The organism is Pedobacter jamesrossensis, from assembly GCF_042650905.1.
GTDB lineage: Bacteria > Bacteroidota > Bacteroidia > Sphingobacteriales > Sphingobacteriaceae > Pedobacter > Pedobacter jamesrossensis.
This window is the reverse complement of sequence record NZ_JBHSBY010000035.1, coordinates 62709-80869: the sequence shown is the minus strand read 5'-3', so window position 1 is coordinate 80869 and position 18161 is coordinate 62709. Positions and strand designations below refer to the sequence as shown.

The window sequence follows — 18161 nt, the reverse complement described above, 5'->3', positions numbered from 1 at the left end:
CTTGGAATATTTAATTACCTCAACAAAAACTGGTGCACTTTGGCTCGGAATGACTGGTGTACTATGCCTCGGAATGGGTGGTGTAGTATGGGTCGGAATATCCATCTTGTACATTCAATCTGAAAACCATCCAAGATTCCAATGCTGTAAACTGCCAATATGATTTAAAATGTTATCAGGGAATTTATATACCTCCTATCATCTCAGCTGACCATTGGCTGACTATTCAACCGTTTGGCACAAATTAGTATGACTTTTTAATACTGATCAATGCATGACTTTCTGTCCCACCCTTTCAGAAATGAGGAGAAGTCATGAAATATAAAAAGCGGCACCCTTTTAATTATTCTTTGGAGTTATTTGGCTTTCATAGAAAAACAGGACCAAAAGTATAGTAACGGGAAAGCGAATACAAAATGAGATAAATAAAGCTGGTGCAAAGGTCATTAACACTTATTTAAATTACTGAAATAACTTATCAGCGAAACCTACAGGATTCAAATCCGTACCTTCTTCTAAAATTATCATCATAAAAATCAAATTGTAACAAAAAAATCCAGCAAAGAATATTTAACAGCTACCTCCGCCAGAATAGGCTCGAACGATAAAATAATCTATGCCGTTTTTACCTGCCCCCTGCTCACACTTGAAGGATCGTAATGCAGCCCCGGCGATAAAAAATACAACAATATCATCCTGGAGTAGCGGGAATTAAACGGGGAAAGCAGTGCAACCCCCAAGAATATAATACCAACAAAATACCAGAGATTTTCGTAAACAATATCCAAGCCCAGAACATAGGATGCAACAGCGATAGTGATGATTTCAGCCACGTTCATCGCATAACTAATAAACATGGAAACATAAAAATAACCAGGCTCGCGTTCAAATTTAAGTAAACATACACTACATACTTCTTTCATTTTCTGCTGCTTGAAGTTATAGGCGGATCCGCTGTAAACATCTCCCAACCTGCACCTTGGGCATTTGCATGTTGCAAAGGCACGAAGCACCGACAATGGTGGATCATTTTTTTTTGCAATATCTTTCTGTTGCATTTTTTTCCGTATTAATATTTACATAAAATTGAGAGCACGAGTACTAGTGAATAATCATCGAACTTCCGAACAAATCTTATCAAAAACTATTGATAATCAGCTTTATGCGATATTTACAATTTACGAATATTGTTTCATCATTAACCGTATTTGTATTCATATTGACACAGTACTGACTTAATGATATGAAGGATTTTTCAACAAATATCGAAAGCCATATTTGCCATGTCACATGACTAGACATGATAAAACTGAAAGGGTTATGGTTCGATGGCCAGAAGAGGTAATTAATTTTCGCCATCTCATTAAGCATTCAGTCTTCTGTCTCAAAAAGCGCCTTTAAATTTGACTGCGTAAGCCTGGGGTGTTTGTAAGTTGCAGACGTTAAAACTTAGTCTTCTGTGTTGAGGCACCTTTAAAGCATTATTTGTGTAACTGTTTACTTATTCCGAGCTTTTTTATTTTAGAATTTAGGGTGTTCACGTTTACCTTTAGGATTTCAGCTGCACCATCACTCCCAGATACCCGCCAGTTGCACATTTTGAGAACAGAAATGATGTGGTCCCTCTCATTTTCCTCAATTGTCCTGATTCTTTGTTCATCAAATGATTGTGGCTCTGCATTTTTTCCTTTGGGAAGGGTTATTGTTGAAATAATTGGTCCCTCGGCCAGTAACACGCTTCTCTCCATCAGATTCTCCAGCTGCCGAACATTGCCGGGCCATTCATAAGCCATAATTTTATTCATAACCTCCTCAGAAAAGCCAACCACATTCTTGCCATTCATATCCGAATAACGCTTTAGGAAGTATTCGGAGAGCAGGGGTATATCATTTTTTCTTTCCCTCAAAGTAGGCAGTACAATAGGGAATACGTTTAGCCTGTAATAGAGGTCAAGCCTGAACCTATCACACGATACCTCCTCTTCAAGGTCTCGGTTTGTGGCAGCAATAATCCTAACATCTATTTTCCTGGTCAATCCCCCTATACGTTCAATTTCCTTCTCTTGAAGGACCCGGAGAAATTTCACCTGTAGGTCAAGCGGCAGTTCGCCAATTTCATCCAAAAATATCGTACCCCCATCGGCGAGCTCAAACTTCCCCACTCTGGAATTCATAGCACCGGTGAATGCACCTTTTTCATGACCAAATAACTCACTTTCAATCAAGTTTGCTGGAAGGGCGCCACAGTTAACGACCACGAAAGGTTTTTTTGCCCGTCTAGAAAGTTTGTGTATTGCTTTTGCAACCAGTTCCTTACCAGTGCCACTTTCACCCAGAATTAGAACAGAGGTTTCGGTCGAACTCACTATTTTGATGTTTTTCAAAACTTCATCCATAACGCTGCAACTGCTTATAATATTCCCAAGCTCCTCACTATCGGCTTGATTGCCGGTAATGGTTGGCAAAGATCTTCTGCTTAAGAAATCCTGGTTCTGCTGGTGGAGATACCAGGCAACATCGAGCATGACCAAAACATCCTTAGCCCTGAAAGGCTTTACCAAAAAACCATAGGGCCTGGTTTGCTTGGCCGCATCCAGAATACTTTTGTTCGAATTTGCTGACAGATATACGAAGCCTATTTTCATTTCACGGAGCTCACTGGCCAGATCAATTCCCGTCAAAGATCCCTGCAAATGAATGTCCAACATCACCAAATCAGGCCGAACGCGTTCGACTGCCTTGAGGGCTGAAGATACTGAACGGGCGATGGCGGTAACTTCATATCCGGCACGCTCCAGAATTAACTGCAGATTATTGGCCTCCACAAACTGATCTTCAACAATAAGTATTTTCGTTTTCATAATAGCTTTGTTACCACTATAGTAATGAGTGTTTTCGAATCAGAAATACCGAATCTAATGTATTGTTTATAGACTATGGTTCTCCATCCGGTTTAATGTGTTTTCTTCAATTCAACTAAAACTCCTAATTGCTTGCCTCGTTACAATTAGAAATTTGGCATGAATATAAAAATCGGAAAATTTCTGGGCTCTTTCCACATAAATATTTTGATAAGTTAAAATTAAAATTCTGCGTTGTCAAGCTTTTGAGAAAAATAGAAAAAAAATAGTCGTTAATCAAAATCGATAATTTATGTTGGCTTTTACTTTTTATCAATCAGTTCCGGCTAGGACAATTCATACTTATCTACTGAGTTGCATAATACTGAAAGTCAACAAAATAGAATAATCGGTTTGCCACCTACGGTTTTCTCAACTTCGTTGGGGCAGGCTAATCTAAAATTGACATTGACAACGGTTCCTTGAGCAGACCGCACCTCTATTGTTGCATCAATATCTCTGGCAAGCCCCTGGATGAGGGTCATGCCCAATGAACCATTTTGGGACATATTTATATCCAGATTACTGCCCGAACCGTTGTCGGCAATTTCCAAAGAAACCGCACCATCGATTTCAGTCATTGTAATATTAATCTCTCCAATACTTCCACTGGGGAATGCATGCTGGAGTGAGTTTGTGATAATTTCATTGGCAATAATAGCCAGAGGAATCGCCTTGGTCTGGGCTACCTTTACCTGCCCGAGTTCACAGTGGAAGGATACCGATTGAGATAAACCAGGGTTATCTTCAAGATAACGCACCAGTTCCTGAAGAAACTTTGAGAAATCTGCTTTTTGGTTGCTTCCGTCTGCATAAATCTGCTGATGGATCAATGCCAAAGCATATACCCTGTGATAACTTTGGGTAACTGCTTTTAAGGCATCCCCTTTGAGAAAAGAAGCCTGTGATTCCAACAGGCTCACAACGATCTGCAGGTTGTTTTTCACCCTATGATGCACCTCATTCAAAAGCCATTCATTTTCAGTCTCAAGAGCCTGCTTCTCCTCGATGAGGCTTTTTTTCTCCACCTTTAGAAACTGGTTGAAATGACTTGATCTTTCTTTCTCCTTTAGTAATCTTCTATTCACCTTATTTCGCAGTTCCTGAACATAAAAGATGCAGCTTGTGACCAAGATCAATAGAGATATACAGATTATTTCCCAACCACGAGAGAAAAGGAGAATATTTAGCTTCTCTTTTGGAAAATAGGCATTTAATTTACTTACGGCCTTGGCGGCACCTGATACAGTGTTGGCATGGGCTTCATTAAATGCAGATAAATGCATCAACAGAAAAAATGCTACAGCGATAAACGATGCCCTGACCCGCCGGAAATTTATGATAATCCGGCGGTGAGGGTTTGAAAATAACCAAAAGCTTAAAAAAACTTTTTGCGCAACATGTGCAGATAAAAAAATCATAATAAATTAGTTGAGAGTTAACGTTAATTAAAGATTTATACTTGGTGCTGTCTTTTAATACCAAGCTTTCTCATTCTTGAGCTTAGCGTGCTAGATGGAATTCCCAGAACAGATGCAGCACCATTCACTCCTGCAATTCTGCCGTTGCAGTGCATTAGTATTGACAGAATATGTTTACGTTCATTTTCTTCGAGTGTACTCATATCAAATCCGTTTGTCACGTTTTCAAAGTTTTTGAGCTGTTTTTTGCATGGCAAATGAAACTCCCTAATAATGTGATCATTGGTAAGCAACACCGTCCGCTCAAGTTGATGCTCAAGCTCTCTGATATTTCCAGGCCAACTATACTCTGTCAGTTCCTGCATTGCTTTTTTACTTATATCGCTAATTTTTTTACCAGATCTTTTAGCAAACCTTAACATAAAAAAATTGGCAAGCTCGGGAATATCTGATTTTCGGTCTCTAAGTGCTGGTAGGCTGATAGGAAAAATATTAAGCCTGTAGAATAGGTCGCTCCTAAAATTTCCTGCTTCCATTTCTTTTTCCAGATCCCTGTTGGTAGCGGCTATAACCCTTACATTAACTTTAATTGTACCTTTTCCACCGATTCTCTCGATTTCCCTTTCCTGCAAAGCCCTCAAAAGCTTTACCTGTAAATCCAGAGGCATCTCACCTATCTCATCAAGAAATAATGTACCATTATTTGCAAGTTCAAACTTGCCAATACGGCGCTCGGTAGCGCCGGTAAAACTTCCCCTTTCATGCCCAAACAATTCACTTTCGATCAGATTGGCGGGTAGCGCAGCACAATTTACCTTTACCATTAGCTGGTCTCTGCGAGGAGAAGCGTTATGTATGGCTCTGGCAATTAATTCTTTCCCAGTACCAGTTTCACCTAGTAACAGTACAGTACTTACTGAGGATGCAACTTGCGAAACAAGTTTAAAAACCTGGGACATCTCTGTACTACTGCCTATCACTTCAGACGAATTTTGAAAAGTGTCGATCTCCTGTTGGAGATACGTTTTTTCGTCTTCGAGTTGAACATTTGACCTACTTATTTCTTTGATATGAAGTTTGGTAGCTTCTCTCGCCTCTAAATTAGCGAGACTGATTGCAATCTGAGAGCACACGCTTCTGAAAAGATTCCCATCTAAAAACTCCGGATCTTTCCTATCGCTGGTAAAAGAAAGAATTCCGATGACCTCACTTTCAATCTTAATGGGTATAACGAGAAGTGATAATGGGGTTTTAAATAATTCCGATAGCGAGGCAGATCCAGGATTATTTGGCCTTCCCAATGTAATAAAATCAGGTTCTTCAAGATTTATTGCCCTAGAAAAGATGCTGTCACTTGTTAAAATTAAACCATTAGAAAAGTCCTCAAGAATATCATACTGAGAAAAGTCTGCATCGGGATCTGATAGTACCAGCTCATGTTCTTTTTTATTTTCCCTGACGGCATGAAGTGAAAAATTTTCAATAGAAAATAACGCAGACAACTGTTGCTTTACCACACGCTCAAGGACATCTTTTTTGGTAGATGAAGCGAGATCGTTGCTGAATTTTAAAAGTGTACTTTTCTCCTTTTCCCTACGCTCAATTTCTTCATTCGCCTTTACATTTGAAACTGCAATTGAAATCTGGCTGGAAATCCCACTTATCAAACTTAGACAAGCTTTTGATGGACAATGCCCTTCAGGAAAAAACAACATCCAGAATCCAAATACATTGTTGTTCTTGCGAAATCTGGACATCGCCAGATGGCGAATCCCACTTTCGTAATTCAGCTTTATGTACAAGGGCGTGCTCTCGTCGATTATGAGCTCATCAAGATCAAAAAGAACCGGATCAGACTGATCGGCACAAATATTCATGAAACCATCATTGATGGCATACCTTACACATTTTGCATCAGCATACATCGGATGGTTTTTTGGCGCCGAATTGGGATCCAGCAAGAATGCACTTGTCGTTAATCCATCCTCATTAACCGTTCCTATCAAAGTGTGGCTAAAACCAATTGTATTTTTTAAATGGTCATTAATAATTCCCAAAAGCTCATTGGTATCTCTGACAGTCGCGATGTGGGCATTTAGGTCTAACAATAGCTGCCTTTCCCGATCCTGCCGCCTGATCTCGTTTAAGGCATAAATATTTGAAATTGCCAGTGAAAGCTGGGAGGAGATCGATTGGGCAAAACTAAAGTCTGTCTCCTGAACGGTTCTAGTAGATTGGCCCTCCATTAAAAGGACTCCGAGGACATCTGTACCTTTGGATAAAGAAAAGCCAAAGAAATTATCTGCGGCAGCACTATACCACCGACTGTTCTGGGCTGCAGAGTCAATGTTCTTGCTGATCTCCCCCGGCCCATAAATATCAAACTCTCCTAGACGAACTGTCCTATCTAGAAAGGAATCCGAAAGAATTCTATGCTGGGGGAAGGCGTCTCCACATTTGACGTCCCCGGAGAGGAAAATGTGGCACTTGCTACTCTTATCCCGGAGCACAAAAGCAAACTTATTTACAGAGAAAAGTTTTTTAAATGGCTCTTCTACATTTTTAACCAATTCTATAATGCTCCTTGCAGCTGATATTTTTTCACTGAGTGAAAACAATTGAGTCAATGGTTCACATTCTTCATCACTTTTGAAGTTTGCCATTTCGCCATTTAGTTTTAATAGCGATGTTGGGAAGGTAATACCCTTCTCCATTTCTCGGAGGTTTGGATTTGGTTGCATAGCAATAGTTTAAGTTTGGTCTGTGATGCAGCAGGTAATTTTCTACCAACATCCCAAACTAATTTTCAACTATCATGCCAACCACTTAAAGCATTAATAAACAACACTTTAATAAAATTTTATTTTAATTTTTATTGATATAACAATAGAGTTTAAATCCTCATTATTGATATCTCGTTATTTCAGCAAAATGATTATACCGTTAAGAAACATTCTGTTAAAACCAGCACTTTAAAAGAAAATTCAATAATCACTAAATAGAGTACTTGCTTTCTAAGGCACGTTATAAATAAAACTTTACAGGATGCTGTTGAGTTTTTGAAATGTTGCCGAGTTTAGTTTATCATAGATTTTAGAAGGAGGAAAACCGTATTCTTTTTTAAAGGCACGAGAAAAATGTGAAATATCTTCAAACCCAGTTTCAACATAAACATCCGACGGAGCCTTTCCTTTTTCTTTTAGCAGGTAAAATGCCTCCTTTAACCTTCTGTTAAGTAACCACTTTCCGGGAGAAGTTCCAAAGTCTTGGTCAAAGTCCCGCTTAAAGGATGAGACGCTTCGGCCTGTCATGTAAGCGAAATGCTGCATTGTCAAGTTAAACTTGTAATGCTGTTCCATATAGGCTTTCAAGTCGATTTTATGTGGGTCTGTAAAATCAAACAATACATCCTTCAATTCTGGCTGAACCTTCAAAAGCGTCAGCACTGCTTCCTTTAATTTTAGATTGATCAAATCATCACTCCCGGGTGCTGAGGCGGAAAGAAATGGCGAAAGGGAATCAAAAAAATTCTTGTAAAGGGGATGTTGATTGAGCAGGAGAACAGGGCGGTCAGCAAATGTAGGTATTGCCTGCAGGTGATATTCTAAACTAATATTACGAAGAGTTTCCTGATCAATAAAAACAGACAAAGACTCGTATTTTTCAGTTATACCTGGTTGTTTAATATACTTGGCGAGTTTATTTCGGAGGCTTAACCTGAAATCGCCAGCCTTAAATTCAACTTTATTGATACCGTCGCTGACTTCGAGCGAACCAGATACCTGATAGCTAAATATATATTCCCCTATAAAATTTTCTCCACCCATGCTTTTTGTGGAATAATAGGATGACAGAATTCTAGACCGGACGGTTTTAAGAGACATGTATGCTTGTTATGATGTAAATATAATAAAATAGAAGGATACGGTTCAAGTCCAAACATTCAATATAATGATTAAAAAATATAGCAACTATTTAAGATATATAAATATTTAAATCTCGTTAAATAATAAAAAAACTGCGAAATAACAAGCCTGAAAAAATGAATAATTACTCATAACCCACATTAAATCAACCAGTAAACTATGGCATCTGGGTTGTATAATCTAAATATCCGAATACCAATAAAATAGCAGTCGGAAAAAATGGATTAATTATTAAGCTTATGAAGACTCTTCTTATTCCCGTGGACTTTTCCGTACCCTCGACTCACGCTGTAGATTATGCAGCCGACTTGGCTAATGACCGTGGATTTACCAGGGTCGTGTTGATTGCGAACTGTATTGCTTCCCCATTATCAGAATACTGGGCAAACCAGGGTGATGCATGGGATGCCCGCATAGAAATGAGAAACACACTCACAGAGTTGAACACCCAATTATTCGACTTAAAGGCCCGCCTCCAAAAAAGACTACATCCCAATATCATTATTGATGCGCGGCTTAGGCAGTGTTTTAGCATCAGTTCGATATGCAAGCTGGCCTCGAGTGAAGTGGTCGATCTTATTCTGATCGGCAGCAATAGTTCCCAGCTTGGAACAGAAAGCGTGATCGGCCATCAGATTATCAATATTTGCAAAAATATCACTGTTCCAATAATGATCGTACCCTCGGCAAGTCATTATCAGCCGATTACCCATGCTGTGGTGAGCTTCGATGAGCATTCTTCTACAGAGGTTTATTATCTAGATAGACTCAAACATCTTCAAAGTAACAAAAACCCTACACCACTCGAACGCGAAAAACCAGGATATCAACCTGTGGAAATAATACCCGAGAGCCAAAATTACACACTACTAAACTCAATTTTGAGGAGTTTTAGATACTATGTTTATGAGAAAGAAGCCTATGGTCAGCAAATTGGCTTAACTAAATTTGCAGATTCTTATTATTCGCAGCTCATAATTGCTATGCCTGGCAATAAGGGATTCTTTTATAGTCTTACCCACAAGGACATTTCTGAACAGTTAGTGATGGATGGACATAAACCTATATTGGTGTTGCCTTGATACCCACTAAACTCTTTCTTAAGGGTAATTCTTTCGCTTCATCCTACAGCCCTGTTGTATTTTGTACAACAGGGCTGTATAATATAAACAATCTGGAGGGCACAGTTAATCTTTTAGGAAAGATCTGATCATAAGAATTTCACTTAGCCTGCATGCTTTTTTATGTAGACATCTATTCGAGTCTTTTAATTGCATAATTAAACTGATTTTGTTGTACGCTAATATCAGTATTTAATGGCATGTACTCATTCTACTCAAAACTGGAAGATTCTGCTGATGGCGAGGTCTTGTTTAATAAAAATTCTAAACTTATAATCAAACTTAGGAGGTGAAAATCAAAGTTTAAAATTTACAAGACACACATTTAATAATTCGAATTTATTAATTATGTTGGCAACAAATAATAAATCCCCTTGCATGTGGGTGCAAGAGGATTTATCTGCGGTCAATAAATTCTAATTCGAAGCCTTTTTAGATGCAGCAATAATCACTGCAGATACCTCTTCGGGATGCGTAATAAAAACTACATGACTTCCTTTAAGCTTGGTAACAATACTATTAGACCTTTTGTACATATTCAATGTAATTTCAGGATTTATGCTTTTGTCATCATTTGCAGATATACCGTAAGTTGGTTTGGATTTCCATGCAGCCTCGGTAACAGGTGTTCCAAACGCTTCGCCAGGAATAAATCCTTGAGATGCAAACATAAAATCTGCAAGTTCCTTGCTCACGTCAGCGCAAAATCCGGCATGGAATTTCGCTTTGTCATAATAAACATTGCCTTTTTCATCGGGAGGTAAAAGTCCGTATTCAGGTTTAGGTGGTAAGCTACTTGCCAATTTAGCGCTCGTTTCGCCAATGTCTGGCTGGAAAGCATTAACGTATACCAAACCCACAACCTTTGGATTTACGCCTGCCTGGGTAATCACTGTCCCCCCCCATGAATGTCCAACCAATATAACAGGTCCATCCTGCTTATCGATTGCAAAGTTTGTTGCCGCAACATCGTCCTTTAGAGAGGTGCAGGGATTTTGAACCACAGTTACATTGTATCCTTTTTTAGTAAGTACTTTAAATACTCCCTGCCAGCCTGATCCATCCGCTAATGCCCCATGGACGATAACCACGTTTTTGACGGTTGCCTCCTGTGATTTGGCATCTGGAGAAAGCGTTAGGCAAGCCAATAAAAATGCTAATACAATTAAGTGTTTCGACCAAGTGGTCATTTTTTGTGTTTTCATAAAACTAGCTTTAATGGTGGTTAATATTAAACATGATAATATTTAAGCCATAAACAAGCCAAGACATAAACACCTATATTTCAGTAAATTAAATACATGAAGTAATAAAAAATACAGTTAAATATCGACGATCGCCACGCTGGTGTTTAAATGTCGAGAATTATCGCAAGGTATAGATGCTGATTTATTTACCAGGAAACCTTCCAATTGAATTCAGTTAGCATACCCCCAGTTAGCCAGATCAAAGGATATTTACAAGTAAGCTGGGTAAAACCTGGCCCTAAGTCTAGTTCGACATTCAAAAACCGCCCGTTGGGAAAATACCAGGTCAGCTCAATATCAATACCGAATACTAAAGGTAAAATTAGGATACCATCCTTCCTTTGAATAACTCGCTACAAGTTTTAAAAGAGAAAGTGAAGCTGGAGCGAAATATACCCCTGCTCCCACACCGTGATGAAAAACTGAGGAATTCTCTGATCTTGCCCACACCCTTCCCACGTCATATAGACCCAGGAGCCCAATCTGTCCGGGAAGCACATAATTTGTCAACGAACCCAATTTAACCCTAACTTCCAGATTGTTATATAGGCTATGGTCTCCCGCAAAGCGAAACTGCCTATAACCTAATAAGTTTCCTTGTCCACCTAAAAACTGGCTTTGAAAGAATGCAGTTTTCCCTGCAGTTAGTCCCCCACCTATCCTTTCAATGATTACAATTTTAGCCGATGAATCCAGTTTTTGATAATAGGATAAGCTTGCGTTTAGCTGTCCATAATTATTTGAATAGCTATTTAAACCGTTGTTGCCAGTCAAACTGGCATCAAGTAAAATACCTTTTGACGGCAGAATATTGTTATCACGCGAATCAAAGCTAAATTTTAATGCTGCTCCTGCATAGGCTTTCTCCTGTGCTATTGTCGAACTGTCTGAGGAGCGGAGGTTATTCTCCATACTGATAAACCTACCCTCATTCTCTTTCTTTTGATAGCTGTAATATTGAAAGGTAGGTCCTACGCTGATCATGGATTTTTTAAACCTCCAGCGTAAAGCCGGATTTAGCTCATATAGATTAAACCTTGCACGGTAGTATATGATGTCTGAGGTTGATTCGTCAAAATAAGTTTGATTGCCTACACCAAAGAAATTTTGAGTATTGCTTGGGGTAAACGCACTAGCCTGAATCGTCAGATCGGCATTTCCAAGAATCTTAATCCAGTCACCTGAATAATAAAGTTTCAAAGCAGAGGATCCGAATGAATATAAAAACGAGAAAGATTGTGAATTTCCGTAGGGAACCTTACGGAAACCAGGGTTGGTAATTTTTAATGAAAGGCCAAGGGCTAGTCCGTCATCATCGTTGAAGGCTAAACTAGGGAAAATCAAATGCCTGCGGTAAAGATCCTTCGCCTGATAGGCAACATTAAGGGAATCATCAGATCTATGTATACTCAATTTAGATTTTTCTGTGCCTTCCAGTTTATAACCATTTAGAGGCGTATATAATTTTACGCTGTTATATAGTTTGTCAATGTTATAATTTTTAGATCCACTTCCGCCAATAAGCCTGATTTTTATTGGAGAACTATCATTGTTCATTACTAAGCTATCATTGCCATTATGTAGATATATCCTGACTTCTCTGGTAATTTCAGGATCAAATTCCCTAAAATAGGTGTGCTCTGTCGGATGCCCATGTTTACTTACGGTTACGGAAAGTCGCTTGTTTTTATCGGATTTTACGGTAATAATTTCAGCTTTATCACTTAATTCTATATCGACTATTTTATTAAAGAAACGGTAATAGTCATTCATCAAAAATGGCATAGCTGCTCTGCGTTCCTGAAGTTCCTTCAAAAGTTCGTTATGCCTAAGCGTGTAGCCAGGTTCAGGAAGTTGTTTTAATGCGGTCTCAAAAACCTGATCCGTCATAGTTGAGCAGAAGTCGCTGACAATCAAATTCCATTTTTCTTCAGAAATGCCCGAGAACCATTTGCTATTGATTTCCCTACCCTCCCATAGAAACCAGTTGATATTTTGGATATTGCGTTCATATCCCTGCATCATTGGTAAAAACCATGAGGACTGCGCATAACGCTGAACCTTACCATCTGATCGGTAAAAAACCTGATCCCGATCTCTTGGAATTGGCACATAAATCATATTTATGCCAGATTTAACCAATTTCCAGCGCCATTGGTCATCGTGTCTGTCCCAATCTCCTATCAATACATCAAGGCATTTCAGCTTCAGATATAGTTCACTGTCGTAGGAGATGCTGTTATTTTCTTTTAGTTTGCGCATCATTTTTTGGGTATTATCGCTTGATCCGATAGGTTCCCTTTTTTCAAGAAGATTTACTTTTTCCGCAAATTCTTTTTCATATTCTCCCAAACCTTTATCTTTGGCTACCCAGCCGATTATCGGATCAGTATGTGGGGCACCGATTTCATCTGCTAAAACTGGCACCACCAGAGCAGAAAAAGGATGTTGTGCCGACATGTTATCTTTTAATATTGTGCGTAAAAAAGTTTCTCTTAGGCTTGGTGGAAGCAGAATTTCAGGGTACTTTTCAACACTCCTCAGTGTCCATTCATTACCTGCAGAATCAGTCAGCCTGACGGATCGGGTCTGATTGCCGCCGCCACGCTGATATGCCTTAAGCCCGCCAACAATATCGGACATCTTAAGCACAGGCAATTTAGTCGGCGCAGCATATTCTTTTCTATAGTTTTCACCAAAAATTTTTCTGTGAAGTATACTTACACTATCATATGAAGGCATAATTTTGACAATTATGCTGTCCCGGATTACCGGCAGCTGAGCAAGCGATGCATTTATCGTAATGATTTGCATCAAAGCCAATAAATAATAAGCAGTTCTTTTCATGGATTAGCACTTTAGGTTAGCATATGCCCATATCAAAATTGAAGGGCAACAAATTCAGACACAAAAGGCAATCCATTAACTATAACACTTAAAATCAGTTTGTTATAAATTAATCAGCTTTTTCCAGAACACGAAATTTCGCATAAATATAGCTATCCTCTCTAAATATCATCAGCGAAGCAATTATAATAATGGGTAAAAGTGTTATCTATTTTACATAATAATTTAATAAAAAAAGCTGCCCTTAACGGGCAGCCATCAAGGGCGTGATTAAGTTCTACTTTCCGATCGGGAACGCATAAGCCACCCGCAGTCCAAGAAAATTATTTGTCGACCCGTTCCTGGTGAACTTGCTATTGCCTTCAAATCTAACGCCTGCATCGATATTGCTCTTTCCTCCAAGCGGAAAAAGATACCCGAGCTGTGGAGCATATAGAAAGGAGGCCGATTTTTCAGATGATGCCTTCTGGTCGAGAATAAACGATACCCCTGCTTCTCCCTGAACATAGAAATTTGCTACCGGAAAGAATTTAAGTCCAGCCTTCACTGGTATAAGGTGGATATCATCAGTGAACTGAGATACCGATTTATCCGCAAAAATATTGTTATAGCCGGCATTGATTGTGACATATAAAATATTGTTCAGTACAGGGATATCCGCCTGGATCGACCCTCCCAAACTCCATTTATATGCATCCGAAAAATTGCCCAAAGGTAAACCAACGTCTGCGCCCACAGAGTATCGGATACTGGATTGCCTAGTCGTCTGGGCATAAGTCCAGGATGCAATTGAAACAAAAAGTAGAGTTAAGGTAGAAAGTTTTGCAAAGTGATTCTTCATGATTTAAAAAATTTAAGGTGAAATTATTAGATTAATTGTGTTGTGTTTAAATCGTTAAAACAGGCAAAGTTCACATGATCTTTTTTTCGGGATGTATAAATCCCCCCATTGGAAAAGATCTAGCAATCAACTTATTTTAGTATTTATTCCCCGAAAAAGATTTTGCTTAAAGGAAAAAAAGTCTGACGTGCTTAAATTCCCATAATAGGTGTACATCATTTATTGTTCCTTTTCCAGATGTAGTGGGTAAATTGGTTATTTTTTGATTTCCAGATGGGTTAGAATGAAATAGAAATAAATTACCCAACTAAAGAAATCCTTAAATTTAAATTCTATTGCACATCCTTTTTAGAAAGAGATATCATAAATTGTTATCCGACAGAATGCTAGCAAAACCCTCAGCGCAGTTCAAACCTGCCCATAATCCATGAACAAAGTGTTTTGGATAAATTGAAAACACAGCCCACTTCATATTTATTTGATAAGCCTAAGTCTAACCGTTCTGATAGTAAAAAATACTATCCCAACTTTATAAGTCCAAGGACTCCCCAATACCCATAAGTATCAGCTCCAGATTAGCTTCCCTGAAATCATTAATGGCCTTTTTATGATCCAGTTTGATGAAACCAAAAGTATCATAATGGACACCTATCATTTTTTTGACCCCTATCATTTGACAGGCAGCAATCGCATCTTTGACGCCCATGGTCAGCACATCTCCAATGGGCATTACCGCAAAATCCATCTTGTTCCACTTCGAAACAAGTTCCATATCCAGAGTAAGTGCAGTATCGCCAGAATAATAAAAGTTACCAGCGGAGGTAGCAAAGGCATATCCGCATGGAACACCCCCATAACTTCCATCCTCAAAACTGCTCGAATGAACGGCAGCGAAGCACTTAACCTTCCCGAAGCCGAACTCAGATTCGCCTCCCGGATTAATGGGAAAGGTATTTGAGAGTCCATTCGAATTAAACCAGTTATAAAGCTCCCAGCCTCCTACAGCTTTAGCGCCAGTATTTTTTGCGATCCGCAACAGATCGGTTATATGGTCAAAGTGAGCATGGGAAGCAAAAACATAGTCAGCGGTTATACCATCGATATCTATGTTTTTTGCCAACGGATTGGGGCTGATGTAGGGATCAAAAAGCAGTTCCTGCGAACCAGCGAGGATAGAAAAGCAGGAATGACCATAATAAGTTACTCTCATTGTTTGTGTTTTTTACTGACCCAATGCAAGTGAAATACCAAAATATAATAAATTCATATTCAACTACTTAAAAAAAAATGCAAAAATGAAAACTCTCGGCATTTCGCTATTGACAAACCGATTATTGATATGTAGTCACCTCAGGGATTAATAAACTGACAAGCTTCATCATATCTAAAGCTAAATTGCTTTGGTTGTACACATTTTGAATAGCTGTCAACTCTGGGAAGCTTCTAAGATGCAATTTTTTCGAGGAGCCAATTCTTTTTAGAGTCAAATATCCTTAGATTCTAATAATCATTTAATAATTGGCGAATTGAGTACTCCGATGCTTGAACCTTATCCCGATATTTTTTAGCCGGAATAGAAATACATTCGAGGTATTACGCTGATTTATCTGAAAACAGATCCTAGGGGACAGCCTGCTATTGTCCCAGCACGAGAGACCAAAGAAAAGTATATATCGGGACTTATAAAGAATTTCAGCTCTTGCTCAAGGTCTTTGAGATATAATTTTGTGAATAGCCCAAAGGCAATTTATAGTAATCGCCGAAAAATTCTCCCGCCTTAAGCTTTTCTAGTTTATACCATTGAATCCGTGTATTACACCATAGAGGCTTTTCTTAAGCCACTATTTTTGTCTCCGACGATCCCATAAAGGCAGGATGGAAATATTAATTTCAGAGATAGACATTATGAAATATACATTCATAAATCAGGCAGAGAATGCTGAACTGACTTTTTTTTTCAGGGAAAAAGAGTTATCTCAAAATTTCACGCAGAAAAAGCGGAGGGGTAAATACTTTACAATTGCGCTAAATTTAAGTGCCGATCAATTGGTAATCCTAGATGGCAATGAGATTGTTTTTCAATCGGGTACACTTATTCCCCTATTTACAAATCAATCTTTTGAATTTCAGGAACCCCAGAAAATTATCGCATGGCAATACAATTGCGAATTTTATAATGGTATGGGCGTGGATTTGTTAAATAGCGAACTGTCCTCTTCATTACTCGAAAATCGGATAATATCATTAGATCCATCGAATAGTAAGAAAATAGGGTCTATTGCCACCATGTTCCTGGATGAATTTTCTGGCACTAACAATGCTGAGCGGGATATGCTTGAAATATTGTTAAGGCAACTGATTGTGATTGTATACCGATTGGCACGGGAGCAGCACTTGAATGGTCAGGAAAGTATTGAGGAACGAAATGAGCTGATCAGCAGATATAATAAGATGGTAGAAATACATTTCAAAGAACATCATCAAGTTCTTTTTTATGCGGATAAGCTTCATAAATCTCCAAAGACACTCTCAAACCTGTTTTTATTGTATAACTATAGATCTCCAATCCTGGTTATTCATGAGCGCATTATTAAAGAAGCAAAAAAGCTATTTTATTATACCGATAAATCCGCAAAGGAAATTGCTTATGAGCTGGGCTTTCAGGAACAGGCGCATTTTAGCCGTTTCTTTAAAAATCACACAGATCAGAGTCCTACCCATTACAAAAAGAGTTTTCTATACTTTGAAAACGGGAAGAATTGATAAGCGTTCGGGAAGTTCATCCAGTTTTATCATTTTTATGAATCTTAACTTGGCCTCACTCAAGCAGGTTCTTTTTACCTCTTTTGCTTAGTGATTTGAACCAGTAACAGAAAGAAAATTTTCTCGATGGAAAATAACAGCCCACAGCAGACCTTGAATATGTCCATAATCATTAATGGGGGCTATATCGATTTGAATGCCTTTAAATCCATTGGAGAACTTCCTGAAACAATGTATCCAACCAGTGATTTGTTTTATATTGTTTATTTTAAGTCCAAACGAAGTACCAAAAATATTTTCTGGAATAAAGTGCTGTTAGACCTTACCAATAGCAGTGTACCAGAATCGAAGGTTTTTTCCAGCATAGGGGGATGGGTAATTACGTTTTACGATCAGAGTGCACAAGTTGAATGTCCGACTTTTCATGCCCTGGCAACTTACTCCACATGCAGTACCGTACAAACAAGTGTGTATATGGATGCTACCGAATCCGTGCGAATGGAAGCCATATTTAGACAGTTATATTCTGAAGCTTTAAATAAGTCTTTTTTGTATCGGGAAATGACAATGGCACTTCTTGAAGAGATTTTGCTGCTCTTGGAACGGAAACTATATTCTGTTTTAAATTAATGCTCCCCAAAACGTTCTATGTAAATCCTGTAAGCTTTCCTATCTCCTATTTTTTAAAGTTTTGATATTTCGATACTTTTTGAATACCTGCTGTTATTTCGCTTTCAACGTTTTTTTTGATTACAATCAATACACTGACTATAAGATAGTTAAATTCTGGCTTTTCATTTGAATTATATCTGATAAATTACAAGATTATGCACAAAAAAAATATTTCTCAATTAACAGAAGCAGGTTCTGCAAAGACACTTCACAATGAGCATAGTTTTGGATATGGACTGGCAAAGGTATTTGATAAAAGAAAGGGAATTAAGAAAGGTTATAATAAACACCATGAAATACTCGCCCATGATAATTTTATAGCAGATAATTATATCAGGCAGTGGGTCAGGTTTATATAGTACTACTGATAAAAAGTTTTTTCCAGGTTTATTTTGGTTTGCTTTAAAGGGCAATTCAGGATTG

At 38.4% G+C, this 18161-nt stretch carries 13 protein-coding genes; 4 read left to right on the top strand and 9 right to left on the bottom strand.

What is annotated here, in order from left to right; all coding sequences use genetic code 11:
* Positions 1 to 614: 614 nt before the first annotated feature.
* The 5 genes from ACFOUY_RS07970 to ACFOUY_RS07950 form a co-directional block, all read right to left on the bottom strand.
* Positions 615 to 1058 carry a DUF983 domain-containing protein gene (locus ACFOUY_RS07970; RefSeq protein ID WP_378959963.1) on the bottom strand — a complete coding sequence of 148 codons (444 nt, stop codon included), beginning with the start codon at positions 1056 to 1058 and terminating at the stop codon, positions 615 to 617.
* Positions 1059 to 1481: 423 nt separating this feature from the next.
* Positions 1482 to 2861, bottom strand: a complete 1380-nt coding sequence (locus ACFOUY_RS07965; protein WP_378959962.1) for a sigma-54-dependent transcriptional regulator — start codon at positions 2859 to 2861, stop codon at positions 1482 to 1484.
* A 371-nt stretch (positions 2862 to 3232) separates the two neighbouring features.
* On the bottom strand, positions 3233 to 4321 hold the full coding sequence (locus ACFOUY_RS07960) for a sensor histidine kinase (protein ID WP_378959961.1): 1089 nt from the start codon (positions 4319 to 4321) through the stop codon (positions 3233 to 3235).
* A gap of 35 nt (positions 4322 to 4356) precedes the next feature.
* The gene (locus tag ACFOUY_RS07955; RefSeq protein WP_378959960.1) at positions 4357 to 7035 is read right to left on the bottom strand and encodes a sigma-54 interaction domain-containing protein; all 2679 of its coding nucleotides are present in this window, start codon (positions 7033 to 7035) and stop codon (positions 4357 to 4359) included.
* A gap of 324 nt (positions 7036 to 7359) precedes the next feature.
* Positions 7360 to 8148, bottom strand: a complete 789-nt coding sequence (locus ACFOUY_RS07950; protein ID WP_378959959.1) for a helix-turn-helix domain-containing protein — start codon at positions 8146 to 8148, stop codon at positions 7360 to 7362.
* Between the two features lie 338 nt (positions 8149 to 8486).
* Between ACFOUY_RS07950 and ACFOUY_RS07945 the strand changes: the two genes are divergently transcribed.
* Positions 8487 to 9329 carry a universal stress protein gene (locus ACFOUY_RS07945; protein ID WP_378959958.1) on the top strand — a complete coding sequence of 281 codons (843 nt, stop codon included), beginning with the start codon at positions 8487 to 8489 and terminating at the stop codon, positions 9327 to 9329.
* A gap of 455 nt (positions 9330 to 9784) precedes the next feature.
* Here the strand turns inward: ACFOUY_RS07945 and ACFOUY_RS07940 are convergent, their stop codons facing one another.
* The 4 genes from ACFOUY_RS07940 to ACFOUY_RS07925 form a co-directional block, all read right to left on the bottom strand.
* Positions 9785 to 10573 (bottom strand): alpha/beta hydrolase, encoded by a 789-nt coding sequence (locus tag ACFOUY_RS07940; RefSeq protein ID WP_378959957.1) that lies wholly within the window; start codon positions 10571 to 10573, stop codon positions 9785 to 9787.
* Between the two features lie 339 nt (positions 10574 to 10912).
* Entirely contained in the window at positions 10913 to 13462 is a 2550-nt protein-coding gene (locus tag ACFOUY_RS07935; RefSeq protein WP_378959956.1) for a BamA/TamA family outer membrane protein, read from the bottom strand.
* Positions 13463 to 13739: 277 nt separating this feature from the next.
* Complete coding sequence (locus tag ACFOUY_RS07930; protein WP_378959955.1) at positions 13740 to 14303, bottom strand: hypothetical protein; 564 nt, start codon at positions 14301 to 14303, stop codon at positions 13740 to 13742.
* Between the two features lie 529 nt (positions 14304 to 14832).
* On the bottom strand, positions 14833 to 15513 hold the full coding sequence (locus ACFOUY_RS07925; protein WP_378959954.1) for a metal-dependent hydrolase: 681 nt from the start codon (positions 15511 to 15513) through the stop codon (positions 14833 to 14835).
* Between the two features lie 665 nt (positions 15514 to 16178).
* Here ACFOUY_RS07925 and ACFOUY_RS07920 point away from each other — a divergent pair.
* The 3 genes from ACFOUY_RS07920 to ACFOUY_RS07910 all read left to right on the top strand — a co-directional run bounded on the left by ACFOUY_RS07920 (position 16179) and on the right by ACFOUY_RS07910 (position 18097).
* A complete protein-coding gene (locus ACFOUY_RS07920) occupies positions 16179 to 17066 on the top strand; it encodes a helix-turn-helix domain-containing protein (protein WP_378959953.1) in 888 nt (295 codons plus the stop codon).
* Between the two features lie 159 nt (positions 17067 to 17225).
* On the top strand, positions 17226 to 17696 hold the full coding sequence (locus ACFOUY_RS07915) for a hypothetical protein (protein ID WP_378959952.1): 471 nt from the start codon (positions 17226 to 17228) through the stop codon (positions 17694 to 17696).
* Between the two features lie 197 nt (positions 17697 to 17893).
* On the top strand, positions 17894 to 18097 hold the full coding sequence (locus ACFOUY_RS07910; protein ID WP_378959951.1) for a hypothetical protein: 204 nt from the start codon (positions 17894 to 17896) through the stop codon (positions 18095 to 18097).
* The last annotated feature ends 64 nt before the right edge of the window (positions 18098 to 18161 follow it).